A 26,511-nucleotide genomic window follows, 5' to 3' on the forward strand; every position below is an offset into this window, starting at 1 on the left:
CAAAAAAGCTGTCTAGGGTTCCGTTTAACATACGTTAAAGACTGGTCCGAGAGAGAGCGATATGGCGCTATGCTGTATAACACGGAAGGATAAAAGCCTGGGAGACTACTCTCCCAAGCTTTTATCCTTTTTTTATTCTAAGGAGGTTATTTTATGAGTTATATCTGGAAGCAAACCATCCCAGCGGGCGGAAAATGGTCAGGACGAATTGGGAGAGGAAAATCAGTGACGTTTACCGCACAAGAATCCGGTGCAAACGCATCCCTACTATTGTACAACGCTTATGATTTAACGGAACGATACAACATGCCTGATACCTTAAAAGCTCAGCATACTGCTCATTTAACAAAAGGACACGTTCTGATGAGTGACAACGGCAGAGCATTTGCAAGCATTACTGCTGACACCACCGGCTGGCATGATACCATTTCAGGCTATACTACGCGCAGCTTAACTCATCAAAAATACGGTGCATCTACTTATCAAGAATCCCGAAACGAATGGCGAAGGAATGGCGAAGAAAACTTCTCAATGGAGCTTCTGCGCAACGGTTTAACAACACGGGATTTAGTCCCTAATCTTAACTTATTTTCAAAAGTATACTGCGACGAAGAAGGCAATATGAATTTTGTTTCTTCTCATTGTAAAAAAGGAGATTTTATTACGCTTAGAACAGAAATGGATTTGCTTTTTGTACTGTCTAATACCCCTAACCCTTTAGACCCAAGTAAAACGTATCCTTCTGTTCCGATTGAGATAACCGTAGATGAAGCAGCTCCTGTTAGCTCAGATGACTACTGTTTAAATTTTAGACCTGAAAATAAACGAGCGTTTGAAAACACATGGTCTTATGACCTATTGCTTGGAAATAAAACATTATCAACGATTTAAAAATGAAGGAGGCTTCTATAATGGCTGTATTTAACCGAGTGGAAAGCAGCAGAAAAATAGAGAACGCAATTTATGATGAAACGGTACTGGCTGGGGACGGCTGGATGCACGAACTTAAACCAGGACAAACTCTTAGAATAATAGATGTAGAAGGCAATCAAGCAGCGGATACGTTATTCTTTGATGCAGAAAATCCAGAAGATCATTACAGTGCAGTATCGACGATTGCTAATCAAGGAAATATTTATTTATCCACCGGCACGGTGCTGCTTTCTCAATCTGGCAAAGAACTAGTCAAAATTGTAGCTGACACGTGCGGACGCCACGATACCCTAGGCGGAGCTTGTTCCGCACAAAGCAACACCGTACGTTATGCACATGACACGCTTCCGATGCATAACTGCCGAGATACATTTATGCTGCAGCTATCAAAATATGATAGCCGCTACACTAAAAGAGATTTAGCACCGAACGTAAACTTTTTTATGAATGTACCCGTGACGCCAAGCGGCGGATTAACGTTTAATGACGGAGTGTCTGCACCTGGATACTATGTAGAAATGGAAGCGATCAATCCTACACTTGTATTGATCAGCAACTGCCCTCAGCTTAATAATCCGTGCAACGATTATAACCCTACCCCTATTCGCTTAGTTATTTGGGATTCATTATAAAAAGGAGTGTTCATCTATGTTTACAAAAGTATTAATTGCGAACCGAGGAGCAATTGCTGTTAGAATTGAGCGAACATTACGACATTTCGGAGTGAAATCTGTGGCTGTTTATACAGAAGCTGATCAAGACAGCCTGCACGTTGATGAAGCAGATGAAGCTATTTTAATTGGCAGCGGCCCGGTCAAAGAAAGTTATTTAAACGAAGACCTTATTCTAGATATCGCAAAGAAAACAGGAGCAGAAGCTATTCATCCAGGCTACGGTTTTTTAAGCGAAAACGCGGAATTTGCTCGTCGCTGTCGAGCTGAAGGAATTGTATTTATTGGTCCTACACCTCAGCAAATGGAAATATTCGGATTGAAACATTCAGCTCGGGAAATTGCGCAAAAAGCGGACGTGCCTTTGCTTCCTGGTACACCTCTTATTACAGATGTATCAGAAGCTGTACGTGCTGCTGAAGAGATTGGCTATCCCGTTATGTTAAAAAGTACAGCTGGCGGCGGCGGAATTGGAATGCGTGTTTGCCAGGATGAAAAAGCGCTTCAAGCCGCTTTTGACTCAGTTTGCCATTTAGCACAAACAAACTTTAAAAACAGCGGTGTTTTTTTAGAGAAATACATTCAAAAAGCTCGCCATGTGGAAGTTCAAATCTTCGGGAATTCTTTTGGAGAAGTAGTAGCTTTAGGGGAACGCGACTGCTCTATTCAGCGAAGAAATCAAAAAGTAATTGAAGAAAGTCCAGCTCCAAACTTCCCTTCATATATACGGGAAAATATGCTGCAAGCAGCTACTCGACTAGCTAAAGAAGTGGGATACCGAAGTGCAGGAACAGTAGAATTTTTATATGACGCCGAAGCGGAGAAGTTTTATTTTTTAGAAGTAAATACTCGTCTTCAAGTAGAACACGGCGTTACAGAAGAAGTGTTAAACATCGATTTAGTAGAATGGATGCTTAAAGAAGCATGCGATGAGCTGGTAAACCTTCCTTCTTTGCTTCCTGTTCCTTCAGGTCACAGTATCCAAGCGCGTATTTATGCCGAAGATTGCTTAAATGATTTTCGTCCAAGCGGCGGGCAAATCGACCAAGCCATTTTCTCTAAAAGTGCTCGAGTTGAAACATGGGTGCGAGACGGCATTACTGTAACATCACTTTATGATCCTATGCTAGCTAAAATTATCGTTCATGGAAAAACACGAGAAGAAGCTCTTCTAAAATTGATCGCTGCTTTAAAAGAGACAAGATTATACGGCGTTACTACTAATCTTCAATACTTGCAGGGACTGTTAGAAGAAAAAGCGTGTAAAACAGGCGATGTGTATACTCAAATGCTTAACTCATATACTCCGAGCGAACAAGCAATTGAAGTTTTAGACGGCGGCGTTCAGTCTACTGTTCAAGATTACCCGGGACGCACCGGGCACTGGAATGTAGGAGTTCCTCCGTGCGGCCCAATGGATCCTTTTGCTTTTCGCATAGGAAACAAACTTCTCGGAAATTCACCGGATGCCCCGGGAATTGAAATGACTCTCCGAGGCGGCTCTTATAAATTTAGAGACGATGTATCTTTTTGTATTACCGGTGCTAACATGCATGCTACATTAGACGGCGCTGAAATTCCCATGTATAAAACCATTCAAGCAAAGCCGGAACAAATTCTTTCATTTGGTGAAGCAACCGAAGGAATGCGCACGTATTTACTGATTGGCGGCGGACTTGATATGCCTAAAATATTAGGCAGTTCTTCTACTTTTACACTAGGAAGCTTCGGAGGACACGGCGGAAGAGCACTTCGCACGGGAGATGTACTGCGTGTTTCTGACTACGCTCACGTTGAAAATGAACTTGCTCTTTCCTACCAGCCAACCATGTCTAAAGAATGGACAATTGGAGTGATTCCCGGCCCTCATTGTACAGAAGAGTTTTTGCAGCCAGAGTACTTGCAGCAGCTAACAGATACAAAATGGGAAGTTCATTTTAACAGCTCTAGAACAGGCGTTAGGTTAATAGGTCCCGCTCCTTTTTGGACGCGTGAAGATGGAGGAGAAGCCGGTTTGCATCCATCAAATATTCATGATAACGCCTATGCCATCGGCACCTTAGACTTAACCGGAGATATGCCTATTTTACTTGGCCCAGACGGCCCGAGCCTCGGCGGCTTTGTTTGCCCTGTTACGACTGCTTCAGCAGAGTTTTGGAAAATAGGACAGCTTCACCCCGGAGATAAAATTTCGTTTAAATTAATTGACCTTGAACAAGCTGAAAAACTCAAATGTACGCAGGAAGACTTTTTACAGCATATCGGAACATCCGCATCACTTCCTATGTTTACAAATCCAGTAGCACAGCCGCTAAAAAGCGATTATCCGCTGCTGATTAACGAAACGGAAAATAGACGCTTCCCATTTTCCGTCCGCTGCTCAGGCGATGCGAATATACTTGTGGAGTACGGAGAAATGGAGCTTGACCTGCTGCTTCGCTTCCAAGTGCACGCTTTAATGGAAGCTATTCAAAAGCGTAAGGATTTACCAGTTCTAGATTTAACGCCTGGTATCCGTTCTCTTCAAATTCATATTGATGCAACAAAGATGTCTATTCTTGAACTGTGTCAGCACATTTCAGCTATTGATCGCGAGCTTCCTCCTCTTGAAGAAATGGAAGTTCCGTCTCGTATTGTAAAACTTCCGCTTTCATGGGATGATCCTGCGACTCAATTGGCTATTGAACGCTATCAGCAAAACGTTCGCCCAGATGCCCCCTGGTGTCCAAGCAATCTAGAGTTTATTCGCCGAGTAAACGGTCTGGATCACATTGAAGATGTGAAACGAGTTGTATTTGACGCTAATTATCTTGTAATGGGGCTTGGAGATGTATATTTAGGCGCACCTGTTGCTACGCCTCTAGACCCTCGTCACCGTTTAGTGACAACGAAATATAATCCCGCTCGTACATGGACACCTGAAAATGCAGTTGGTATTGGCGGTGCGTATATGTGCGTATACGGAATGGAAGGTCCTGGGGGCTATCAATTTGTGGGACGCACGATTCAAATGTGGAACCGACTTCGTCAAACGGAAAGTTTTGAAGCAGGAAAACCGTGGCTTCTTCGTTTCTTTGATCAAATTCAATTTTACCCAGTAGAAGCAGATGAGCTTTTAAAACTGCGCGAAGATTTTCTTCGCGGGAGATTTGAAGCAGATATTACGGAGACAACGTTTAAACTTGGAGAATATTTAGATTTTCTTTCATCTATTGAAGAAAGCACGGCTGCTTTTCGTCACACCCAGCAGGCTGCTTTTCAAACAGAGCGAGAAGATTGGAAAGCACTCGGCTTAGCTGAGTACGTCTCTGAACATGAAACGGCTGAAATTACGGAACAAGAACTGCCCGAAGGTACGGAAGCCGCGCGCTGTACAATGCCGGGAAGCGTATGGAAAGTTCTTGTTGAAGAAGGACAAAAAGTTGAAAAAGGCGATACGTTAATTATCGAAGAAAGTATGAAAATGGAGTTTCCACAGCTAGCACCTATGGATGGATATATCAGTTCTATTCATGTAAAACCCGGCGATGAAGTACAGGCTGGACAGCTGATTGCCGGTATAAAAGCCTTTGCTCCAATTACTCATTAAGGACGGTGGATACAATGAAAACAGTGAGCTTGCCTAAAACATTTTCGGTTCAATGGTTACGTGATATGTATATCAAAAAAGAATTAACTCCGGAAGATGTAGTACATCAAATTCTTACGCGTGTAGAAGCTGATAAAGACATGAATATTTGGATTACCCCTCCTACACTCGGTGAGTTAAAACCTTATCTCGATCGCTTAGCTACCCTAAGCCCTGAAGCGTTACCTTTATGGGGAATTCCATTCGCCGTTAAAGATAATATCGATGTAGCCCATGTACCGACGACAGCCGGATGTAAAGAATATACGTATATCCCTTCTGCACATGCTACGGTTGTTCAACGCCTTACTGATGCAGGTGCTATTCCTCTTGGAAAGACCAACTTGGACCAATTTGCTACAGGGCTGGTCGGTACACGAAGCCCTTACGGCGAAACGCACAATGCGTTAAAGTCCGAGCTCATTAGCGGCGGATCGAGCTCAGGGTCAGCTGTATCCGTAGCTCGCGGGCATGCTGCTTTTTCTTTAGGCACCGATACAGCAGGTTCAGGACGCGTTCCAGCCGGTTTAAACCGTTTAATTGGCTATAAACCTTCTCTCGGAGCGTGGCCATCTGCAGGTGTAGTTCCGGCGTGTAAAAGCTTAGACTGCGTCACTGCTTTTGCTCATGCATGGAATGATGTAGTACTTGTAGATTCTATTATTAGAGGGGTAGACGATCAAGATCCATGGTCACGCTCTGTTGTTCGGGCTTCTTCGGCTCTCCCTGAAAAAATTTGTATGGTAAAAGAACCGCTCTCATTTTACGGACCGTTTGCTGAACAGTACGAGGAAGCTTGGAAGCAAGCAGTGAAAAAGATTGAAGATTTATCTATTCCCATTGAATACATTGACGGCTCGTATTTAAGCGAAGCAGCTGCTTTATTGTATGACGGGCCATACGTAGCGGAGCGCTGGGCTGACTTAGGAGAATTTATTACTTCTCATGAAGAAACAGCATTTCCTGTAACCGAGCAAGTCCTTCGTTCAGGAGCTAAATCAGAATATGATGCTGCTGCTTTATTTCAAGCTTCACATAAGCTTCAATCCTTTAAACATAAAGCATATCATCAGCTTAAAAATGCTGTTCTTGTTATGCCGACAGCAGGCGGAACGTGGACGCGGGAACAAGTAAGAGAAAATCCAATTGAAACAAACAGTGACATGGGGCGTTTTACAAACCATTGTAACTTGCTCGACTTATGCGCTGTCTCTCTTCCATCTCAAGATGCAGATCTTGATTTACCGTTTGGCATTTCATTTTTCTCTACATTTGACGGCGAACAATTCATTTGTGGGCTTAGCGAATTGTTTTTAAATGGTGAACGAACGGTTGATTCAAGAAAAGATACAACCTTAGTAGCTGTTTGCGGTTTGCATATGCGCGGGTTTCCACTTGAATTTCAAATGCTTGAACACGGAGCTTCATTCGTACGAAAAGACCAAACCGCTCCTTATTACCAGCTTTTTAAACTGCCTACTTCTCCAGCAAAACCGGGGCTGTTGCGAACACATCAACAAGGAGAAAAAATTGAAGTTGAACTTTGGGAAATGCCTTTATCACTACTCGGCTCTTTTGCCGATTCTATCCCTTCTCCTCTTGGACTAGGCAAAATCACTCTCGAAGACGGCAGTGAAGTAGCGGGCTTTCTTTGTGAAGCTCATGCGACAGAAGATGCGGAGGATATTACGTCTTATAGAAGCTGGCGGGCTCTCTCAACTTACTAATAAATCGATTATTTACTAAGCTGTTGAGTACATTCTCAACAGCTCTTTTTCATCAACCCTTCAATGTATATAAAAATAAGAACTTAGCATTAACTATGACAAAGTGAAGGTATGATCTCACACTTTTATATTTATTCTTGATTCTTACGTTTACCGTTTTAACAGAGAATACCCCCACTTTAGGCTTGCTAAATGGGGGTACTTCAATTAAATAGACCTAAAAGGCAAGCTGCACAATACTCTCCAGAGCACCTATCGTGTAGAATGGAAACGCAGCTGATCTTGATGAGAAACATACTTCTTGCGCGGATGCTTATCTAAGTATTGTTTAGCAGTTTGTAAACATCGGCGCGCAAACTCTTCATATCCTAATTCGTTGGCACGTTTTACATTTGGTAACTCTATAGAATAAGGAACCTGCGGGATACGATTAATCATACTTGCAACATCAATACCTTCTTCATTTAAATACAATCGTTCTTCTCTAAGAACTCGCGTCATCTCCTCCTTTGAACTTGGAATTTCCGCAGAAGCATTGCAAAGATGAAGATAGCGAAACCACTCACGAGGCACGTCGTCCAAATCTTCCACCTTATCTCCTGATCGATGAAAATGGTGAATATCAATCATAAGACCTGCATTTTCACGGTTAGCGGTATGAAGAACATCCATTGCGCCTTTAAGGTTGTATACGCTCGCAATAGGAACAAATTCTAATTCAATGGTTAACCCAAAAGGCTTAGCTAGATCACAGAGTTCAGCAAAGCATTCGATACCAAAATTGCGATCGTCCGTCCAAATGCTGCTAAGGACGTGACGTCCTCCAAGTTCAGCAGCTGCTTCCATTGCAGGTAAGTAACGTTTTGGATCAACTCCTTCATAGATACGTGCTAACTCTATATCAAGGAGCTTCACTCCTGTCTCTGCCATGGCAGATTTTGTTTCTCGCATCAGCTGCTTATTTTCAGCTAACGCATAATTAGGCTCTCCAGGCAACCCCATGTAAATAGGCCTTAAACTAACAAAATCATACCCTGCCTTTGCAGCCATATACGTCATTTCAGGCGGTGAACATCCAAGAACAGTAAGGTATGCAAGGGAAAATTGATTAGGCATTTTATAAATTCCTCCTTTATTCAAACGGATTAGATCGATCTAATCAAAATGACGATATATATTTATAAGCGTCCTACATATTGATTTGGTTTTAATTCTCCGTAGGCAGTCTTAATACAATCATCTTCGTTTCAGTCATTTCTTCAACGGCGTAACGTGGGCCTTCTCTGCCAATACCGCTGTTTTTCACTCCGCCATATGGCCAATGATCTAATCTAAAGTTAGATGTTCCATTAATAACTACACCGCCCATTTCAAGAGAATGAGCCACTTTATAAGCCAAATCCATTTTGTTCGTAAAAATCCCTGCTTGAAGACCAAAAGCAGAATCATTTGTCTCTTCAATAGCTTCTTCAATCGTACCGTACGGGACAATACTAATAATAGGACCAAATACTTCTTCACAAATAACTTTACTTTCTTTAGAAGGGTTTAGTAGAACAGTAGGTTCCACCGTAGCTCCGCGGCGCTTTCCTCCGCATATCACTTGTGCTCCCGATTGTACGGCCTCATCAATCCAGCTCGTCACTCGCTCAGCTGCATGGACATCTACTACACACCCTACATCCGTATCAGGCAATAAAGGATCTCCGATTTTAAGTTTCAGCACCTCGTCTTTTAAAAGATTGGTAAACTCAGAGACCACAGATTGATGTACATAAATTCTCTGAACAGAGATACAGCTCTGGCCAGAATTGCTAAATCCGGTTTTCGCACACATAGCGGCAGCACGATTTAAATCTGCGTCGTTATGGACGATCGTTGCAGCATTTCCTCCTAGCTCTAGCAATACTTTTTTCATTCCAGCTAGCTCACAGATGTTCTTACTAGCTACTGTTCCACCTGTAAATGAAATAATATTCACACGATCATCTTTTACAATTTGCTGTGCAACCTGTCTTCGACCAAGCACCATATTTACAGCATTTTTAGGGAAGCCGGCCCGCAGCAGCAGCTTTAAGAGCTCTGTTGCAATTAAAGTTGTTTGCGAAGATGGCTTTAAAATCACGCTATTCCCAGCAGCAAAAGCCGGCCCAATTTTATGACATACAAGATTTAAAGGGGCGTTAAATGGTGTGATAGCCGCTACAACACCAACAGGCACTCGGAAAGTAGATGCAATAGCTTGTGCCCCCCGTTCTGAAACGTCGCCAGGCAATGTTTCACCAATCAATCTTTTTGCCTCTTCCCCTGACAGTTCCAATGTTTCGATTGAACGGGCCACTTCGTCCAGCGTGTTTTTCAAAGGCTTTCCTAATTCTAAAGAAATAAGTCGAGCAAATTTTTCTTTCTCTTGTTCTAGTAATAGAGCCGCTTTCTTTAAAATTTTAGAACGCTGGTAAGAAGAAAGGACGGCGACATGTTTTTTTGCTTCATAGGCTGATGCTAATGCTTTTTCAACATCTTCTTCATTCGCTAATAGCTGCTCACCTATGACTTCTCCAGAATAGGGGTTTTTTATTAAAGCTACTTCTCGATCTTCAATAATCCATTCACCGTTAATATAAGGCTGTGATTTCTTTTCAATAGTTTCTATCATGTTTAGCACCAACTTTTCATTTTTATTAAACAAACTTTTATATAAAACAAGGCCTGAACGTTTTTACATGAGAGGGAAATAGATCGATCTAATTCATTTTAATTTAAACGCTATCATCACCTCCTAAAAGGCTATCATGTTCACGGCTTAGTTATACTAATTTCTCTTGAACCTTTGGCTTGGCATGAAGTTCTGAACAAGGACCTGCTTGTAGCATATAGCTTCCACCGTCATGACCAATTACGTGCTTCACCTCTTTTGCTGCTTGAATAAGCTTGTTAAGATCAATGCCCGTATGAATTCCCATTTCACTTAATCCATGAACCAGGTCTTCTGTAGCTATATTTCCAGTGGCGCCTGGAGCGTAGGGACACCCTCCTAAACCGATAATAGAACTATCAAAATGAATAACACCCTGCTGCAAAGCAGCCACTACATTAGAAAATGCCATTCCTCTCGTATTGTGCAAATGCATAGAGAAAATAGTGCCGGGATAATTTTGTTTAAGAAACCCTAGCATACGATACACTTGCTGAGGATTTGCCATCCCCGTTGTATCCGCTAAAGAAATTTCTTCGACACCCATCATTCTGTATCGTTCTACAATAGAAGAAATGCGTTCTATAGCAACTTTACCTTCATAAGGACATCCAAACGCTACCGAAATTGAACCTCCCACTTTAACGTTATGCTTTTCTGCTAATTCGATAATAGGGTAAAAACCTTTTTGGGCTTCTTCTACAGAACAATTTGCGTTAGATAAGCTGTGAGAATCTGTAGCTGAAAGCATAAGCTTTAACTTTTTCACTCCGGCGTCAATGGCTCTCTGTGCACCTTTTACATTTGGCACTAACGCGCGAAATTTGATATTGGTTAAATCTTGAACACTTTCTACGACCTGCTCGGCATCCTTTAACTGAGGAATCGCTCTCGGATGTACAAAAGACGTGATTTCCATTGATTGAATGCCTGTCTTGGCTAGCTGACGAATAATAGATATTTTTTCTTCTGTAGGAATCCACTCATGTTCAGCTTGAAACCCATCCCTTGGAGCTACTTCACAGATTATGACTTTTTCCGGTAATTCTATTTTTTGAATAGTATTCATTAAATAACCCCCTTTTCTTTTAACACCGCTAAGTCTTCACTTGATAACCCCAGTTTTCCACCTAGAATTTCTTCATTATGTTCTCCCAATTCAGGGGCACGATGACGAATTGCTCCCGGTGTATGTGAAAACTTTGGCACTACTCCCGGAACCTTAATTTTTCCTAGGCGGGGGTGCTCTACTTCTACAATGTTTTCTCGTTCTCTATATTGAGGATCATTAAATATATCTTCAATGCTGTAGATAGGACTAACTGGCACACCAAATGAATCTAACTTTGCCTGCAGCTCGTCTTGAGTGAAGGACTTAATCCAATTTGACACAATTTCCTGAACTTCATGATCATGCTTTAGACGCTCTACGTTTGTATAGTATCGCGGATCCTTTAACATATCTTTTCTTTCCATTGCCTCTGCAAGACGATCAAAGGTAGAGTCTGTACTGCATACTAATACAACAAACTTTCCGTCTTTTGTTTCATATGTGCCTGCAGGGCTTGAGTGACCTGCAAGTCCAGGGCTTCTCTCTCTTACTTTTCCGTTTTGATCATACTCAGCGATTAAAAACTCCATCATTCGAAAAATAGATTCATATAATCCCATTTCTACTACTTGACCTTCCGGCTGTTCGTTTACATCCCTATGATAGATAGCGCTTACACAAGCGAACGCAGCATATATGCCCGTTACATAATCTAGTAAAGAGTAAGAAGGACTGACTGGCGGACGATCTGAATATCCTTGTAAATAAGTATGTCCGCTAAACGCTGTCCCCGGTGTACCGAATCCAGCTTTTTCTCGATAAGGACCTGTTTGCCCATAGCCTGATACGCGCACCATTACTAGCTTAGGGTTAACTTTTTTAAGCTCCTCATATCCCAAGTTCCATTTTTCCAGTGTACCGGGGCGAAAATTTTCAATTAAAATGTCTACTCCACTAATTAACTTTTTGAAAATTTCTGCTCCTTCTTCTGATCGAATGTCCAGCGTAACAGACTTTTTATTGCGAGCAAGTCCGGGCCACCTTAAAGGTTCAGTCCCTTTCCAAGGCCCTACAGTCCGAAGCGTATCTCCTTTTCCCGGAAGTTCAATTTTGGTTACTTCCGCCCCCAAGTCCGCTAATAAAGTAGCTCCAAAGGGAGCAGCAATCATAGTAGAAATATCTAGTATTTGAACTCCTGTTAAAGGTCCATAATTTTTGGTTAACACGTTGAATCCCCTCCGGTAATAACTGTTTGTATGCTTAGTTAAGATAATTAATTAGTAGATTTCTTTTGATATGTTAAAAACGAATATTATTAGTCAAAATATTAAGATTATTTATTTTTCTAAAGTTAACTCTTTTTCTTCTAATAGAATAGACTCTTTGCTTTCAATCGGGTCTAAATCTGTTAATAAGAACGTATAGCTTAAAATTCCAATCACTAAAAAAACAGCTGCTAAAAGGAACGCATACATAAATGAACCCGTGGCCTGAACAATAAACCCAGTCGTAATAGGTGCAACAATAGCCATCGAGTTATTTCCAAATGTTAAAAGTCCCGTTAATGTTCCTACCGTTCCTTTTGGTGCAATAAATGTAGGAATGCTGTAGGCAACAGCAGATGTGACAACAAGACCTCCAAGTGCTGTTGAAATCCAAAATACAGCTACGTTCGCACTGTGAGTAAACGCTGCCCCAATAATTGACAAACCAAATACCATACCTATTACTAGAAAAAATTTGCTGACACGCGTCCGGTTATACCCTTTGTTAATAAGACGATCAACAAGCCAGCCCCCAATTACTATTTCAGTAATGGTACCTACAATCCAAGGTATAGCCGAGTACCAGCCTGATTTTAAAATAGACATGTTCATTTCTGTTGCTAAATATCCGGGAAGCCAAGTCAAGAACAAAAACCATGAATAGCCGTACGCCGCAAACCCAATGAATACTGCCCAGACTTTTCTTTTAGTTAGCAAATAGCGAATGTTCTCCATTGCACTGCCTTTAACTTCTTCTGAACTTTGAGAACCGCCTTGAACAATGTAGTCATATTCTTCTTTCGTCAAACGCTCATCTTCATGAGGTTCACGATACCAGATCCAATAAACAATAGCATATATGAAACTAAGAATAGCAGTTGCTAAGAAACCACCTCGCCAGCCCCACTCTGTTACAATTAGTGCTAATATAGGCGCCCCGATGGCGTTGGAAAGTTTGGATTGAGAATCATAAGCTGCGATAGCTTTTCCGCGTTCCTGACGCGGAACCCAATGGCTAACTGCTTTGGAAGCAGACGGAAAGAATGGTGCTTCTCCAACTCCTAACAGCACCCGAGATAAAATAATTAACCCCCATCCATTTGCTACTGCAGTTAAAAGACAAGCTACTGTCCATATCACGGTCGCTACACGCGTTACCCATTTTACGCCTATTTTATCTAGCAAAGGCCCTATAGGAAGTTGAAGTAAAGCGTAAGACCATGCAAATGCTGATAGGAAAATCCCCATCTGACCTGCTGTCAAGTTAAATTCTTTTTGTAACAATGGCATAGCAATGGACATATTAATTCGATCAAAATAGTTTACAACTACACCAACCGCAATCAAGAATACAATCGACCAACGATGTTTTTTCATTATCTTCCCTCACTCATAAGATTTTAAGTATGCGCTTTCATTTTTATGAAATATTTCTTTGCTCAGATCCCATTTACAATTGCTTACTTACATAAAGTCTGCCTGAACTAAAGTTGAAAGATGGCAATGCTGAAAACCTAATCCTCTAGCTATTTACTTGTTCTCTTATCCTTTCCGTAAAACTTTTATTAGTGGAATTAAAAAGATTAATAGAAAGTTCTAATTAGAACGATCTAATAAATTTTTATTAGAACGATCTAATTCCATTGGGAATCTCTTCACATATTGCGGAACGATGCCGTATATTTTATGATCTACTCGAATATCCGAACATGATGTGATTAATGTCTGCTTTTTTAATTTCTCATTGTAACACCTGCCTTTTTTTCGCTAAGCTTCGTCTTTTAACACAGCCTAATATAAAATCAATTCAAACCTGAGTTTTAGTATACTGAATTACATTTTTCTGCGCAATATATATTTTTAATTTTTAGAAAATTGAAATATATACTTTTTTAATATAACAAAACCTTTTATATATTAATCGTCTAGAATCATTTTTTTATTGTGCTAGAGGAAAAGAAGATATAGTCCCTTCATTTATACAAATTTCTAGCAAAGTTAAAAAATACGCGTTTTTAATACTGTAAGCTCGGTTCAAACATTTGTTCCTTAATATACTCCACAGGCATCTCTTTTCCTGTCCACAATTCAAACGCCATGGCCCCTTGCCAGATCATCATTCCTATTCCATTAACGGTGTGACATCCGATTGATTCAGCTTGTTCTAACAGTTTTGATTTCATAGGCATATACACGACATCTGTTACAATTAAATCAGGACGCAGCATTGATATATCTTCAATAATGCTGAATTCTTCTAACGGTTTCATTCCTACTCCTGTTCCATTTGTCAAAATATCGCTCGTTCTAATTTCTTCTCTTAACCTGTCTGTATCCTCAAGAGAATACAGCTTCGCCTTACATGAAACATGTTTCATCTCTTCATTAATAATTTTTACGTTTTCTACAGCTTTTGAATAAAATTCATCATGACGAGCAAAAATTGTTAATTCTTCAAGGCCTTCCAAAGCCGCTTGAATAGCAATAGGCGTTGCTGCTCCGCCCGAACCGACCAACGTCATTTTTTTCCCTGTGATATCCACGCCGTTCTCTTTTAAATTTCGAATGTAGCCCATACCGTCTGTGCTATGCCCAACTAGTACGCCATTATCGTTTACGACGGTATTGACAGCTCCTGAAAATTTGGCGCTGTCTGCTAATTCATCAAGAAACGGGAGAATTTTTGTTTTATTTGGCATGGATACATTAAAACCTTTAACATTTAACGCTCTCAGTCCTTTAATCGCATCTTCTAACGAGTCATTTCCTACCTCAAAAGCTAAATAAGCATAATTCAATCCCAGTTTTTTAAAGGCCATATTATGCATAGATGGTGACAATGAATGTCCAATTGGAGTTGCTAAAAGGCCTATGAGCTGAGTTTTGCCATTAATACGCCCTACGTTCTTCATGATTTTACCTCCTGTTTTATTAAAATTTCAGAAATACTTGGGGTACCTAACCTGTAATTTTTAAGCTTATTTTCATTTCCGATCAAACACATTTCACATTCATATAGTACGGGTAATTAGATCGATCCAATTTTAAGCTATATTCATTATTTAACCAATCTGTAACAAGCTGCATTCAAAACGAAAGCTGCTCTACTCACATGTAAAAAGAAAGAAATCGCTTACAAATTTATGGTTTTAATAACATACGTTGGACGCGTGCTGTACGTCTTACCTCCCTTCGCAAGGCAGCATTTCTCAACATTACTAGAAACAAAGCTTTCACCTATACCTAGCTTCTTTTATTAAATGACTGCAGTAAACACCCGGTGAACCAAGACAACTCTTAGCGACCTTATGTACCATAGTATCACATTTTTTTAAAAGGAAAAATGTTTTTTTGTAACTTTTCAGAAAAATGTTTTTATTTAAATAATTTCTTTATATTAAAATAAAGCTATAACCATCATTATAGCTTTATTCTTGAGCTTGGCTTTCTCTTTTTTTTTTCATCCACCAGCCTGCACCAACTATCACTCCGATTATAAGAATAACAAATATTAAACGATCTACATCATGCAAATATTTTTGGATTTTTTCAATATCTCCAAGTCCTCCTACATAGAGCAAAAAAACAAACCACGGAAAAATTCCTAAGGTGCTGTATAAAACAAAGTCCTTAGATTTGATTTTACTAAGTCCTGCCAAATAGGTTATATAGTTTGCGATACTGATGGGACGAGAAATCGTAATACTCCATTTTCCATATTTATGAAACCATTTTTGGGCACGCTTTATATTTTTTTCACCAAACCAGCGCTTGGTAATAGATTCAAACCTGTATCCCATAACGAACGGAATATAGTTGAATGCGATATAAATAACGGTATTGACAGCTGAAACAATAAGGATTTTCCATATTGAAAGCTGCAGCACCGAGCCAATGAGCAAAATCGATAACGTACACGGAAAAGGAATTGCCGCAGCTTCGATTGCTGTAGCAATAAAGATGCCCACTATGCCTAAATTTTGTACAAAATCAATAAACCCTTGCACCTTTTTTCTCCTTTCAATCATACAAATTTCACGTTCTTTCATCATAACTCAAACTATTCAAAATTTCACGATTTCAAAGCAATTTTACTAGTAAAAAAAGCTTATACGCACCCGTTTGCTATATTTGATTATCTTCTATCATATGCAGTTCATAAGTGAAGTAACGCAAAAAAAGAAAATAGCAGAAAAAAACTCTTTTATTAGTTGTAATAAAAGAGTCTTTTCTGTCCTGCTATTATTTAATTTTAGCAATGATTTTCCCTTTCACATGGCGTTTTGAAAGCTCTTCTAATGCATTTGGCACTTCTTTTAACGAGATGATGCGCTCAATCATCGGAGCTACTTTCTTCTCTGCTACTAATGCTAAAAGCTCATCGCCCATTTTTGCTAAATCCGCTTGCGCCATCATGTCATCAATGTGGTGTGCAGCATTTAAAGCTACTTCATGATAAGAAATCACCTTTGTAAAAGGCTTTACTTTTGTATAGTCAGGTGCACCAGCAATATGTGCTAAATGTCCTCTATAGGCAATCATATCTAAAGAATCCGTTGCGTTCTTTGCGCTCACCGTGTCAAGCACAGCATCTACGCCGCGGCCATTTGTCAGCTCCAATACTTTTTCTGCGACGTTTTCCTCGCGATAATCAATTACATAATCAGCTCCTAACGACTTCACATACTCATGATTATGTGCTGAAGCTGTTGAGAAAACGGTTTTTCCAGCGTTTTTAGCAAGCTGCACGCCAAAGCCCCCTACGCCTCCAGCTCCTCCGTGAATTAAGATGGTTTGAATATGGTTCATTGGAAGTTTACGAAATAGTGCTTCATACGCCGTGTAACCTGCAGTAGGCAAAGCAGCAGCTTCTTCAAATGTAACAGCATCAGGAATGCGCGAAATTGAATGAGCAGTTGTGACCGCATATTCAGCATATCCGCCTTTTTTCATAAAGTCCCCGTGATAGACAACGCGGTCTCCTTTTTTCCAGTCAACTACTCCTTCTCCAACTTCATCGATTGTCCCAGCTACATCCAAACCTAGAATGTGAGGATATGTCCAATGAGGATTTCCATTAGTAGCCGTTTTATAATCCACTGGATTAAGTCCCACTGCGTGAACTTCAACTACTACTTCCCCTTTATTTGGAAGAGGTTTTTCTATTTCTTCTACTTTCATTTCTGTCCATTTATTTTTATCTTGCAATAATAATGCTTTCACAGTCTAACTCTCCTTTTTAAATCATTTGCTTAGCGTTACTTTTATTATTTTATCTAAAAATGATTTGCTTACTATTTTTATTTTAAAGAGAGCTTGTCTATAATACAAATTAGAAAATAAATAGATATCCATAAATAAATTTATAAGAAAGGATAGCATAAATGATTGATTTTGAATGGTATCGCAGCTTTATTAGCATTTACAAATATCGATCCGTTTCTGAAGCAGCCAGAGCGAGGATCTTAACGCAGCCGGCCATGAGTCAGCACTTAGCTGCTTTAGAAGCTGAAATAGGCGAAGGTTTATTTATCCGTGCACCAAGAAAGATGATTCCAACAGAAAAAGGTAAAGAACTGTACACGCGTATTGTGCCGTTAATTGAAAGTCTAGAAGCTGCTTCAATTGAATTAAAAATGACCGCTTCATCTCCCGACGCGCTGCCGGTCGTAAAAATTGGTTCTCCCGTAGAGTATTTTACCGAACAAGCTTTAGAAAGAATAAAAGATGCAGGTATCCGCTGCTACAGCCAGTTTGGTATTGCTTCTGTTTTACTGGAAAAGATACAAAACGACGAAATTGATATTGCGATTACAACCCAAAGATTGCAAATACCAGGAGTCGAATATACGGTCATTGAAGAAGAAGAGTTTGTCTTAACCGTCCCTCCTTCTTTTGAAATGACACCCAATGAAGACATAGAGGATTTTTTATACAATCAGCGGTGGATTAGCTATGGCCTTGAACTTCCTATTATCAGGCGTTTTTGGCGACAGCATTTTAAAAAACGGCCTGAAATTCAGCCTCATCACGTGATTCCAAATCTTCAAACGTTGTTAAAAGCCATTCAGCATCACATGGGAATCAGCCTGCTTCCCCGCTATTTGATTCAAGAAGCGCTCCAAGAAAAAAAGGTGAAAATCGAACTTGAACATTTAGCGGTAAAAAATCAGATCTTTCTTGCTTATAAACTTAAGCATCGAGATCATCCAGTCATTCAAAAAACGATACGCTCGTTAAAAAAAGAAACGAACCACTAATCAAACATCTTGATTAGTGGTTCGTTTTTCACCTCGTCTAAAATCATTTTGTCCCAGTCTCTTCTTTTTTTGACAATTGCTGTGCTGAATCTACTCCTACGAGATCTAAAAAGAAAATAAAAATAGGAATACCAAGAATCAGCCCCCATACGCCCAAGAAATGTTCACCAAATACTAAAATGATAAACGTAATGAATGTTGGCAAGTTTGTTTTAGATGACATAAGCTTTGGATTTAATACATAGCTTTCAAGTGCGTGAAGTACTACCACCATAATTAACACAGATAGTACTTTTACACCGCCTCCTAAACTGTAAGCGATTGTACAAAGCGGAATGAGTGAAACAAATACCCCAAGAACCGGCACTAGCCCTAGTAGAAAGACCATAACGCCAAGCGCAAGCAAATTAGGAAACCCTAACACCCACAGGGCAATAACGGATAAAATGCTGTTCACAAAAGCGATAATAAACTGAACTTCTATTACCTTGCCGAAGGAATTAACAAATTTTCTCCCCAAATAGCCAGCTTCTTTGAAAAACCAGCCCAGCCTAGATTGTTCCAGTTGGACAAATAATCGGTGAATCCGCGACTTTTCAAGTAAAAAGAATAGGCTTAACAAGAGTGCTAAGAAAACTTGTGCACTTACTTTTCCAATATTAGATAAATAGCTGTATACTAAATCAATATTCTGCTGAATATTTTCTGGTGATTTAAATCTCTTTAGATTATCGATAATATAGGTGACGAATGTATTATCAGGGGGGTGCTTGTAAAAATACATCAGCTTCTGTACAAGCTCAGTAACTTGCGTCATAATAACCGGGATATATACATATCCTACAATACCGAGAGCACCAATCAGTGCGATATAGATGACGATGAGTATAAGCGTTGAATTAAGCGGAAGCTTTCTTCTTAACGTTTGTTGAAGACGACCAATTAAAAAGGTAAAAATAAACGTAAATAACAGCAGCTGAAGCATACTTCTAATGCTGACAAGTAAAACTGTAATAATAATAAGCGTAATGATGCGAACAGTAAGTTTGTTGTGAAGCCAACTTCTTGCAATATTCATGAAACCTTCAATTCTCCTATCTCTCTTTTTCCCAAGTCATTTGTATACATATAAATAAAACGGATACGCTAGACGCTCATATCCGCTTTCGCTATATATAGTGTATCATTTAATATTCAAATTTTACTATATTTCGGCGCTTTTTAGTATGTCTTTATTTTCTCTCCGCTATTCTTTTTCATTTTCCCATACATTATGATAAATTAGCTTGTCTAAATCCCTTCTTTTTTCCCAGTTAGCTTGTTCTAAGATTGGTTTCTCAGGGTATTTATCTGTATAGCCAATTGACATGAGCGCTACAGGATCAATATGAGGAGGAATATGTAAAATGTCACGTACATCATTTTTTTTATAAAAACTTACCCATCCCATTGCCAGTCCTTCTGCATATGAAGCAAGCCACATATTTTGAATCGCACACGCAGTTGACATCATATCAGTTTCTGGAATTGAGTTTCTTCCGAGAACATGAGAGCCCCCTCTTGTTGGATCACACGTTACGCAAATAGTTAACGGCGCTTCTTTTAATCCTTGAATCTTTAGCTCTAAAAAATCTTCTTTCTTTTCACCTTCATAATGAATAGCCAGTGCTCTTCTCTCTTTATCTGCTGCCCAGGCAAGTTTATTTTTCACTTCTGTATCAGATACTAATATAAAATTCCAAGGCTGCATAAACCCGACGGAAGGTCCGCTGTGAGCAGCCTGTAGAATGTTATAAACCGTTTCATTCGGAATCTCATCAGACAAAAATGTGCGTACATCTCTTCTTCCGTAAATCGCTTTGTATACCGCTTGCTTTTCGTCGTTTGTAAACGAATTCATCTTTTTCAACCTCCATTAAACTCTTTTTTTAACTATTTTTCTAAAAAAACATTAAAAAAATGTGATCCAAACTTTATGTTTTCTCGTATTACTATATGAATCTATCATAAAGGAGGTTGCAAACATGTTCAACGACGTTTTAATGAACTTATTTAACGCGGTAAGCAGCATCATTAACACAATTGGATAATTTGATTGTACATATTGAGTAAGAGAGGAGGCATATTACATGCTAAACGAGGTACTTATGAACTTTTTTAACGCAGTAAGCAGCATCATCAACACAATCGGATAAAAAAAGCACAAAGAAAAGGGTAACTGCCATTACCACCGTCTTTATGCTTGACTAGTTCAAAATCATATATTTTACAATAAAAAGAACTCTTTGATTAGGAGTTCTTTTTATTTATCCTAACATGTTCCCTTTTATTTGTATATATACCTTGCCATTTCAACAGATTCACTTATATGTTGCAAGCATACACGTAGGTTTGCAGCTCGTAGTGCAGTTCTTTTAAGTCTTCAGCTGCTTGAGTCAATAACTTCTTTCGCTGAGCTGTATACACATCTAGAATCGCTCTTTCTACTTTTACCTTTTCTTCATATAAAATATCTAACTTATCTTCATTTCCTTCAAGGGAAATAGGCTTTAACATAGCAAATTGATAAATGGGTTGTCCATAATCCAATTTTGTTAAAATAGAACCTACTAATACATCCTGCGAGCATTCATATACGAAGTTTAACAGCGTACTTAATTCTTCTAGACGAGAAATATCCAGCTCTGCATTTTCATTGATCACAGTCCCTATATATTGAAAGCACTCTTCTTCTAACTCATTGTAAATAGTTGTGATGCGGTGCAGTACTTCATTCAACTTCATAAAGTTCCCCCTTCACACACGCTTCTTGATACAACCATATGACAAAACTTGGTGTTTTATACTAACGAAAAAGCGAGGAATATAAACCTCGCTTTTTCTCTTTATCGATACATACTGGCAATGTCTTCAATAAACATAAGCGGTTCTTCTTCTGTTAGTTGTTTAATTGGAGAATAATCCTCTCCACCAAAACTTTGATCTATGTCTTCAATAAACGAAGAAACTTCTTCTGACTCTTCACGATTAGCCGGCACTTCGTATTTCTGTAATTCTGTACGGTGCACGACGGATAAAATATGGCGAGGAAATTGCTGCTTCGTTTTTCCAAAACAGTATACCGGCTTGTGTTTCAAAAAGCGTTCTACTTCCTCTTGCCGGTTATAAATGCTTCCATGATCACCCCAAGCTACCACAACTAGTTCAGCATCTTCCACAGCCTTTTGAATATATTCACCTGTTCTTGTTCCAACAGCTTCTTCTTTTGAAAGCATGCGTAAAAACGAAACATGATCGGTTTGATAGCTGAATAAATAAACGATTTCTAAAACTCCAAATCCCCACTTTTGTGCCAGGTCGATGCATTTGGATACAGCTGTATCATCGCTGTATTCATACGTATTTTCTGGAAAGGACAAGATAAACGTAAGTTTACGTTCGTTTACTTCACTCCATTTGCATAATAGAGAATATTTGTATGTGCCTGTTTCATCAAAAATAACTTCTTTTTTCACTGCTTCCATCCCCCTGCCTTCTTACAATCTTGTTACTTATCTATTGCAAATGAGCTAAGCAGTAATCGTAACCTTGACTGTTAAAAGTTTTATTTTATATGTATTTCAAAATCATGCCTTCATGACAACTTTTCTGCCATTTTTTCAAAAAGCATTTTTTTCTTCTATACATGCTTTTTACAGCTAGTGAACATTCACATATACATCTTTCCTCTTTTCGGACCTCCAGTCAGAATAGATAAAATCAAAAGAATGGTCTATAATAAAGAAATAACCAATGAACTTTTCACTCATGTTTTTGACCGTTACGGATTTTTTCTCAGCAGGTATGTTCAAAACTGATCCTCTGAGAAAATAGAAGATAAATTTGTGTAAAGAAAGGATTTTGTAAATGGCTACTACACACACATTTACAAGAGGAGAAGAAATTGCAAATGCGATTACACACGGCGTTGGAGCCGTACTCAGCATTGTGGGATTAACGCTTTTAATCGTACTTTCTTCGTTAGAAGGAACGCCTTGGCATGTTATCAGTTTTACTATTTACGGAGTAACCATGCTGCTTCTCTATGTCTCCTCTACGCTTGTCCATAGCTTTCCGGAAGGTAAGGTAAAAGATCTTTTTGAGATATTTGACCACTCTTCTATTTACTTGTTTATTGCCGGTACGTACACTCCATTTTTATTTATCGCAGTAAAAGGAACCACCGGCTGGACACTTTTTGGAATTGTATGGGGCATCGCTCTTGCAGGAATTGTATTCAAAGCTTTTTTTGTGAAGAAATTCCTTTTTATTTCCACCATTCTTTACGTATTTATGGGATGGATGATTGTGTTTGCGTGGGATTCGTTAACTCAAAACATTGCCCATCAAGGAATTGTCCTTCTTGTAGTTGGAGGCGTGTTGTATACAATCGGAGCCGTTTTTTACGTATGGCGAGGATTTCGTTTTCACCATATGATTTGGCATATGTTTGTTCTTGGCGGAACCGTACTTCACTTTTTAGCAATCATTTTATATGTATTGCCTATAACCAATTAAAAAAGGGCCTTCTGGCCCTTTTTTAATTGGTTATAGAATTTCTTACCACAGTTTTGCCATTTGAGTGACAAGCGTATAGACTCCTAGCACAGCCATAATAACGACCACAAAACCGCCAAAAACGGTAAGCCAAGTCGGATGCTTGTAATCCCCTACTATCTTCTTTTTATACGCCGCTATAAGCATTGTACCGAGTGTAATAGGTAAGATTAACCCATTTAATGCTCCAGCTAAAATGAGCAGCGTGACCGGCTGACCAATCGTTAAGAAAACCAGGGTTGAAATCGTAATAAATGCAATGATAATCCAGTTTTCATATTTCTCAATCCTTTTGCTGAAGGATTTAATAAAGGAAACCGATGTATATGCCGAACCAATAACTGAAGTGATAGCCGCTGCTGCCATGACGACACCGAATAATTTATAGCCAATATCCCCTGCGGCTAACTGAAAAACAGAGGCTGGTGGATTATCGGGATTCAGTTTTAACCCTTGACTCAACACACCTAATGTCGCCAAAAATAGAAAAATTCGAATGATCGAAGCGATCGTAATGCCGGATACTGCTCCTCTTGTTACTTCCGGAATCGCGGCTTTTCCTTTGATTCCTGCATCTAATAAACGGTGACCTCCTGCAAATGTAATATATCCTCCTACCGTTCCTCCTACAAGAGTAACAATCGCCATTACGTCGATGTGATCCGGCCAAAATGTTTTAGATACCGCTTCTCCTACTGGCGGAGCGGAAGAAACCGCAACATACACCATTAAAATAATTAATATTCCGCCCATTAATTGAGCAAAACGATCCATTAATTTTCCGGCTTCTTTGACTAAAAAGATGGCAATAGAAATAATGGCTGTAATGACTGCACCAACTTTAGGAGAAATACCAAATAGCGCATTGAAGCCAAGACCCGCTCCTCCTACATTTCCAATATTAAATGCTAAGCCTCCGATTACAATTAAAATAGCAATAAATAAACCGAGACCTGGGAAAACACTGTTAGCAATATCCTGTGCTCTTTTTTCTGAGACGGCAATAATACGCCATACGTTTAGCTGAACGCCAATGTCTAATAAAATCGACAGTAAAATGACAAAACCAAAACTTGCGGCGAGAGCTTGTGTAAAGACCGTTGTTTGAGTTAAAAAACCTGGACCCACTGCTGAAGTAGCCATTAAAAATGCTGCTCCGAGGAGCACGCTCCAGTTGCGTTCTTTTTTCATGATGTCACCTCATTGTGGTTGAATAATGATTTGTTCTTCTTTTAGCTTGTCACAAATAGCTTTGGCAAATTCAACAGCATGTGCACCGTCTCCATGAATACAGACGGTATCTGCCTGAATCGGAATCTCTTCATTTTGCACAGTGAATACTTTCTTTTCTTTGACCATTTTAATTACTTGAGAAATAGCTGCTTTCTCATCTTGAATCACGGCGTTTTCAACGTTTCTCGGCGTCAGCATGCCGTTCTGTTGATAGGTTCGATCTGCAAATACTTCCTGAGACGTACGCAAGCCGATTTCGTTTCCAGCTTTAATCGATTCACTTCCAGCAAGACCATATAGAATAGCTTCCTCACTAACATTATAAACAGCTTCAGCAATAGCTTTAGCTATGTCTCGATCCCCTGCAGCCATATTATATAAAGCACCATGAGGTTTCACATGATGAAGGGCCCCTCCTTCTGCACGTATAAAAGCTGAAAGAGCCCCCATTTGATACACCATCAAATCATAAGCTTCTCGAGGCGTAATTTTCATATATCTACGTCCAAATCCAGCTAAATCTTGCAATCCGGGGTGCGCGCCGATCGCCACATTTTCACTCAAAGCCAGCTTTACTGTTTCTCTCATAACCGAAGGATCTCCGGCATGAAAGCCACAAGCAATGTTTGCTGACGTTACATAGCGTAAAATTTCTTTATCATTTCCTAATCTATAGTTCCCAAAGCTCTCCCCTAAGTCACAGTTCAAATCAACGGTAGCCATTTTCTTCCCCCTTATATTTTCATTCGAAGTGCTCTTTTAATATGATTGATTTTCTTTTCCTGCTCCATATATAAATGCTGCGCTTCATCCAGTGAAACGAATTGAAAAGAAACCTTTTGCCCTGGAGAAACTTGTGCCAGCGCCGAAAAATCGGCAGTTGCTACCTGCCCTATTCTAGGGTATCCTCCTGTCGTTTGATGATCTGCTAATAAAACAATGGGCTGTCCTTCTTTTGGTACTTGAATTGTACCAAACGTCACAGCGCTAGAAAGCAGCTCCTTTTCCTGCTGAAGGACTAGTTTCTTCCCTTTTAGTCTATAGCCCATTCGGTCAGATTGCGGCGTAACGTCAAATTCTTGATTAAAGAAATGTTGTTGACTTTCTTTCGTAAACCAATCAAATTCCGCACCTTTCATCGTGCGGATAATAGGCGTCTCGTATGAAGGAAGAAGTTTGGGATGAATGGTCCAAAAAGCCTGCTGAAAAGAGCGGTCCGTTTGCTTTTTCACCAGTTTCTTTATAATTGCTTCCCCTATTTCTGTAGGAGGATGGCTTAATACTTCGTCTCCTGACTGTAATGCTTTACCGTGCAGCCCTCCTATCCGAGCGCGAAGCGAAGTAGATGTACTTCCCATAACTGCAGGAACGTTAAAGGCACCGGAAACCGATAAATAAGAACGGCAACCTAAAGTCGGAACACCAAACTGCAGCACGCTCCCTTTTTTCACATATAAAGGCCGCCACATCTTTACGGCTTCATCATTAACAGTTGGCGATAAATCCCCTCCTGTCAGGGCAATTAAAGCATCTTGCTGAAATTCAATTTTTGGTCCCATTAACGTAATTTCAATAACCGGCTGATTTTCTTGATTTCCTACTAATAAGTTGGCAATCCTTAAAGCAACTTTGTCCATTGCCCCGCTGACAATCATGCCGTCCTTTTGATATCCATGTCTGCCGATATCTTGAATCGTTGTTAATAAACCAGGACGCATCACTTTAATACTCATCTTCATCCACCTCCTTTTGTGCTTCATATTCCGTTTCAGAAATGGAAACAAATCGGATACGATCACCTGCTTGAAGTAAGCTTGGCGAGTCTTTTTCTGGGTTAAATAGTGTAAGAGGAGTACGCCCGATTAACTGCCATCCTCCAGGTGTTTCAATTGGGTACACGCCGGTTTGCATTCCTGCGATGCCAACTGACCCTTTTGGGATGCTGTTTCTCGGTGATTCTTTCCTTGGAGTCGCAATTTTTTCACTCATCCCTCCTAAGTAAGGAAAACCAGGAGCAAAGCCTATCATATACACCAAATATTCTCCGTTTGTATGAATGGAGATAACTTCATCAGGCGTTAATGAATGAAAAGCAGCTACTCTCTCTAAGTCCGGGCCGTACTTTCCTCCGTAACACACCGGAATATCAATTTGTCTAGCGACCGCTTCAGATTTTTCTTCCTGGCGGAAAAGCAGTTCTTCAATATATGTAGATATTGCTTTGTAAGGATTTCTTCTTCCTTTTTCACTCATTATCCAAGGATCATAATAGATTGTAACAGTCGTAAAAGCCGGCACATATTCAATCATTCCCTTACATAATGATTGCTCTAGCACCTCAGTAAATTGCTGAATACGTTTATGTATACCGAAATTAATTTCGTCTCCAAATGAAACGACAATGCCGCTATCACCAAGAGGATAAAGTCGATAATCGTTACTCATTCCGTCT

General features: G+C 39.7%; 22 protein-coding genes and 1 riboswitch. Of the genes, 6 read left to right on the top strand and 16 right to left on the bottom strand.

Translation table 11 applies throughout. The features are described from left to right. Window position 1 precedes the first annotated feature (1 nt). Window positions 2-106, top strand: a riboswitch (guanidine-I (ykkC/yxkD leader). A gap of 47 nt (window positions 107-153) precedes the next feature. The 4 genes from AC1VNJ_RS09975 to atzF are packed head-to-tail and all read left to right on the top strand — an operon-like array spanning window position 154 to window position 6,959. After that, window positions 154-891 (top strand): urea amidolyase associated protein UAAP1, encoded by a 738-nt coding sequence (locus tag AC1VNJ_RS09975; protein WP_033578194.1) that lies wholly within the window; start codon window positions 154-156, stop codon window positions 889-891. Between the two features lie 20 nt (window positions 892-911). Further along, window positions 912-1,565 carry an urea amidolyase associated protein UAAP2 gene (locus AC1VNJ_RS09980; protein WP_098626043.1) on the top strand — a complete coding sequence of 218 codons (654 nt, stop codon included), beginning with the start codon at window positions 912-914 and terminating at the stop codon, window positions 1,563-1,565. A gap of 16 nt (window positions 1,566-1,581) precedes the next feature. Next, window positions 1,582-5,193, top strand: a complete 3,612-nt coding sequence (gene uca / locus AC1VNJ_RS09985; protein WP_323873850.1) for an urea carboxylase — start codon at window positions 1,582-1,584, stop codon at window positions 5,191-5,193. Between the two features lie 14 nt (window positions 5,194-5,207). Next, entirely contained in the window at window positions 5,208-6,959 is a 1,752-nt protein-coding gene (atzF, locus tag AC1VNJ_RS09990; RefSeq protein ID WP_482640751.1) for an allophanate hydrolase, read from the top strand. A gap of 252 nt (window positions 6,960-7,211) precedes the next feature. Here atzF and AC1VNJ_RS09995 read toward each other — a convergent pair whose 3' ends face one another. The 8 genes from AC1VNJ_RS09995 to AC1VNJ_RS10030 form a co-directional block, all read right to left on the bottom strand. Next, complete coding sequence (locus tag AC1VNJ_RS09995) at window positions 7,212-8,075, bottom strand: sugar phosphate isomerase/epimerase family protein (protein ID WP_482640752.1); 864 nt, start codon at window positions 8,073-8,075, stop codon at window positions 7,212-7,214. A gap of 91 nt (window positions 8,076-8,166) precedes the next feature. Further along, window positions 8,167-9,615: an aldehyde dehydrogenase family protein gene (locus AC1VNJ_RS10000; protein ID WP_290097892.1), complete on the bottom strand. Its 1,449-nt coding sequence runs from the start codon at window positions 9,613-9,615 to the stop codon at window positions 8,167-8,169. Between the two features lie 151 nt (window positions 9,616-9,766). Beyond that, window positions 9,767-10,723 (bottom strand): hydroxymethylglutaryl-CoA lyase, encoded by a 957-nt coding sequence (locus AC1VNJ_RS10005; protein WP_208732696.1) that lies wholly within the window; start codon window positions 10,721-10,723, stop codon window positions 9,767-9,769. Next, entirely contained in the window at window positions 10,723-11,931 is a 1,209-nt protein-coding gene (locus tag AC1VNJ_RS10010) for a CaiB/BaiF CoA transferase family protein (protein ID WP_482640753.1), read from the bottom strand. Before AC1VNJ_RS10010 ends, AC1VNJ_RS10005 begins: the two co-directional genes overlap by 1 nt. Before the next feature lie 111 nt (window positions 11,932-12,042). Next, complete coding sequence (locus AC1VNJ_RS10015; RefSeq protein ID WP_482640754.1) at window positions 12,043-13,347, bottom strand: MFS transporter; 1,305 nt, start codon at window positions 13,345-13,347, stop codon at window positions 12,043-12,045. Window positions 13,348-13,985: 638 nt separating this feature from the next. Next, window positions 13,986-14,882 (bottom strand): shikimate dehydrogenase, encoded by an 897-nt coding sequence (locus AC1VNJ_RS10020; RefSeq protein ID WP_014461333.1) that lies wholly within the window; start codon window positions 14,880-14,882, stop codon window positions 13,986-13,988. A gap of 516 nt (window positions 14,883-15,398) precedes the next feature. Next, window positions 15,399-15,977 carry a DedA family protein gene (locus tag AC1VNJ_RS10025; RefSeq protein ID WP_014461334.1) on the bottom strand — a complete coding sequence of 193 codons (579 nt, stop codon included), beginning with the start codon at window positions 15,975-15,977 and terminating at the stop codon, window positions 15,399-15,401. Between the two features lie 235 nt (window positions 15,978-16,212). Next, complete coding sequence (locus tag AC1VNJ_RS10030) at window positions 16,213-17,193, bottom strand: zinc-binding dehydrogenase (protein ID WP_247807323.1); 981 nt, start codon at window positions 17,191-17,193, stop codon at window positions 16,213-16,215. A gap of 161 nt (window positions 17,194-17,354) precedes the next feature. On the opposite strand from AC1VNJ_RS10030, the gene AC1VNJ_RS10035 reads away from it, so the two are divergent. Further along, window positions 17,355-18,230 (top strand): LysR family transcriptional regulator, encoded by an 876-nt coding sequence (locus AC1VNJ_RS10035; protein ID WP_482640755.1) that lies wholly within the window; start codon window positions 17,355-17,357, stop codon window positions 18,228-18,230. Between the two features lie 43 nt (window positions 18,231-18,273). On the opposite strand, the gene AC1VNJ_RS10040 is transcribed toward AC1VNJ_RS10035, so the two are convergent. The 4 genes from AC1VNJ_RS10040 to AC1VNJ_RS10055 form a co-directional block, all read right to left on the bottom strand. Further along, a complete protein-coding gene (locus AC1VNJ_RS10040) occupies window positions 18,274-19,308 on the bottom strand; it encodes an AI-2E family transporter (RefSeq protein ID WP_028412216.1) in 1,035 nt (344 codons plus the stop codon). A 168-nt stretch (window positions 19,309-19,476) separates the two neighbouring features. Next, entirely contained in the window at window positions 19,477-20,130 is a 654-nt protein-coding gene (bluB, locus tag AC1VNJ_RS10045; RefSeq protein ID WP_013055676.1) for a 5,6-dimethylbenzimidazole synthase, read from the bottom strand. Window positions 20,131-20,594: 464 nt separating this feature from the next. Next, complete coding sequence (locus AC1VNJ_RS10050; RefSeq protein WP_016763238.1) at window positions 20,595-21,014, bottom strand: hypothetical protein; 420 nt, start codon at window positions 21,012-21,014, stop codon at window positions 20,595-20,597. A gap of 101 nt (window positions 21,015-21,115) precedes the next feature. Beyond that, the gene (locus AC1VNJ_RS10055) at window positions 21,116-21,754 is read right to left on the bottom strand and encodes a DUF1643 domain-containing protein (RefSeq protein ID WP_205689676.1); all 639 of its coding nucleotides are present in this window, start codon (window positions 21,752-21,754) and stop codon (window positions 21,116-21,118) included. Between the two features lie 382 nt (window positions 21,755-22,136). Here AC1VNJ_RS10055 and trhA point away from each other — a divergent pair, with 382 nt between their 5' ends. After that, a complete protein-coding gene (gene trhA / locus AC1VNJ_RS10060; RefSeq protein WP_013055671.1) occupies window positions 22,137-22,787 on the top strand; it encodes a PAQR family membrane homeostasis protein TrhA in 651 nt (216 codons plus the stop codon). 42 nt (window positions 22,788-22,829) lie between these two features. Here trhA and AC1VNJ_RS10065 read toward each other — a convergent pair whose 3' ends face one another. The 4 genes from AC1VNJ_RS10065 to pxpB are packed head-to-tail and all read right to left on the bottom strand — an operon-like array spanning window position 22,830 to window position 26,504. Further along, on the bottom strand, window positions 22,830-24,017 hold the full coding sequence (locus tag AC1VNJ_RS10065) for an NRAMP family divalent metal transporter (RefSeq protein ID WP_033578187.1): 1,188 nt from the start codon (window positions 24,015-24,017) through the stop codon (window positions 22,830-22,832). A gap of 9 nt (window positions 24,018-24,026) precedes the next feature. Continuing rightward, window positions 24,027-24,782: a LamB/YcsF family protein gene (locus tag AC1VNJ_RS10070; RefSeq protein ID WP_034269755.1), complete on the bottom strand. Its 756-nt coding sequence runs from the start codon at window positions 24,780-24,782 to the stop codon at window positions 24,027-24,029. Between the two features lie 11 nt (window positions 24,783-24,793). Further along, window positions 24,794-25,792: a 5-oxoprolinase subunit C family protein gene (locus AC1VNJ_RS10075; RefSeq protein ID WP_028412212.1), complete on the bottom strand. Its 999-nt coding sequence runs from the start codon at window positions 25,790-25,792 to the stop codon at window positions 24,794-24,796. Beyond that, entirely contained in the window at window positions 25,782-26,504 is a 723-nt protein-coding gene (gene pxpB / locus AC1VNJ_RS10080) for a 5-oxoprolinase subunit PxpB (RefSeq protein ID WP_430053838.1), read from the bottom strand. Before pxpB ends, AC1VNJ_RS10075 begins: the two co-directional genes overlap by 11 nt. Window positions 26,505-26,511 lie beyond the last annotated feature (7 nt).

Source organism: Priestia sp. 3CA3 (assembly GCF_056836725.1).

What these genes read in the sequence shown, in the direction of transcription:
- AC1VNJ_RS10020 (WP_014461333.1), bottom strand. Translation starts at nt 14,882, where the DNA reads ATGAAGAACGTAGGGCGTATTAATGGCAAAACTCAGCTCATAGGCCTT.
- AC1VNJ_RS10005 (WP_208732696.1), bottom strand. Translation starts at nt 10,723, where the DNA reads ATGAATACTATTCAAAAAATAGAATTACCGGAAAAAGTCATAATCTGT.
- AC1VNJ_RS10015 (WP_482640754.1), bottom strand. Translation starts at nt 13,347, where the DNA reads ATGAAAAAACATCGTTGGTCGATTGTATTCTTGATTGCGGTTGGTGTA.
- AC1VNJ_RS10055 (WP_205689676.1), bottom strand. Translation starts at nt 21,754, where the DNA reads ATGGAAGCAGTGAAAAAAGAAGTTATTTTTGATGAAACAGGCACATAC.
- atzF (WP_482640751.1), top strand. Translation starts at nt 5,208, where the DNA reads ATGAAAACAGTGAGCTTGCCTAAAACATTTTCGGTTCAATGGTTACGT.
- uca (WP_323873850.1), top strand. Translation starts at nt 1,582, where the DNA reads ATGTTTACAAAAGTATTAATTGCGAACCGAGGAGCAATTGCTGTTAGA.
- AC1VNJ_RS10035 (WP_482640755.1), top strand. Translation starts at nt 17,355, where the DNA reads ATGATTGATTTTGAATGGTATCGCAGCTTTATTAGCATTTACAAATAT.
- AC1VNJ_RS09980 (WP_098626043.1), top strand. Translation starts at nt 912, where the DNA reads ATGGCTGTATTTAACCGAGTGGAAAGCAGCAGAAAAATAGAGAACGCA.
- pxpB (WP_430053838.1), bottom strand. Translation starts at nt 26,504, where the DNA reads ATGAGTAACGATTATCGACTTTATCCTCTTGGTGATAGCGGCATTGTC.
- AC1VNJ_RS10065 (WP_033578187.1), bottom strand. Translation starts at nt 24,017, where the DNA reads ATGAAAAAAGAACGCAACTGGAGCGTGCTCCTCGGAGCAGCATTTTTA.
- trhA (WP_013055671.1), top strand. Translation starts at nt 22,137, where the DNA reads ATGGCTACTACACACACATTTACAAGAGGAGAAGAAATTGCAAATGCG.
- AC1VNJ_RS09995 (WP_482640752.1), bottom strand. Translation starts at nt 8,075, where the DNA reads ATGCCTAATCAATTTTCCCTTGCATACCTTACTGTTCTTGGATGTTCA.
- AC1VNJ_RS10000 (WP_290097892.1), bottom strand. Translation starts at nt 9,615, where the DNA reads ATGATAGAAACTATTGAAAAGAAATCACAGCCTTATATTAACGGTGAA.
- AC1VNJ_RS10050 (WP_016763238.1), bottom strand. Translation starts at nt 21,014, where the DNA reads ATGAAGTTGAATGAAGTACTGCACCGCATCACAACTATTTACAATGAG.
- AC1VNJ_RS10040 (WP_028412216.1), bottom strand. Translation starts at nt 19,308, where the DNA reads ATGAATATTGCAAGAAGTTGGCTTCACAACAAACTTACTGTTCGCATC.
- AC1VNJ_RS10075 (WP_028412212.1), bottom strand. Translation starts at nt 25,792, where the DNA reads ATGAGTATTAAAGTGATGCGTCCTGGTTTATTAACAACGATTCAAGAT.
- AC1VNJ_RS09975 (WP_033578194.1), top strand. Translation starts at nt 154, where the DNA reads ATGAGTTATATCTGGAAGCAAACCATCCCAGCGGGCGGAAAATGGTCA.
- AC1VNJ_RS10070 (WP_034269755.1), bottom strand. Translation starts at nt 24,782, where the DNA reads ATGGCTACCGTTGATTTGAACTGTGACTTAGGGGAGAGCTTTGGGAAC.
- bluB (WP_013055676.1), bottom strand. Translation starts at nt 20,130, where the DNA reads ATGAATTCGTTTACAAACGACGAAAAGCAAGCGGTATACAAAGCGATT.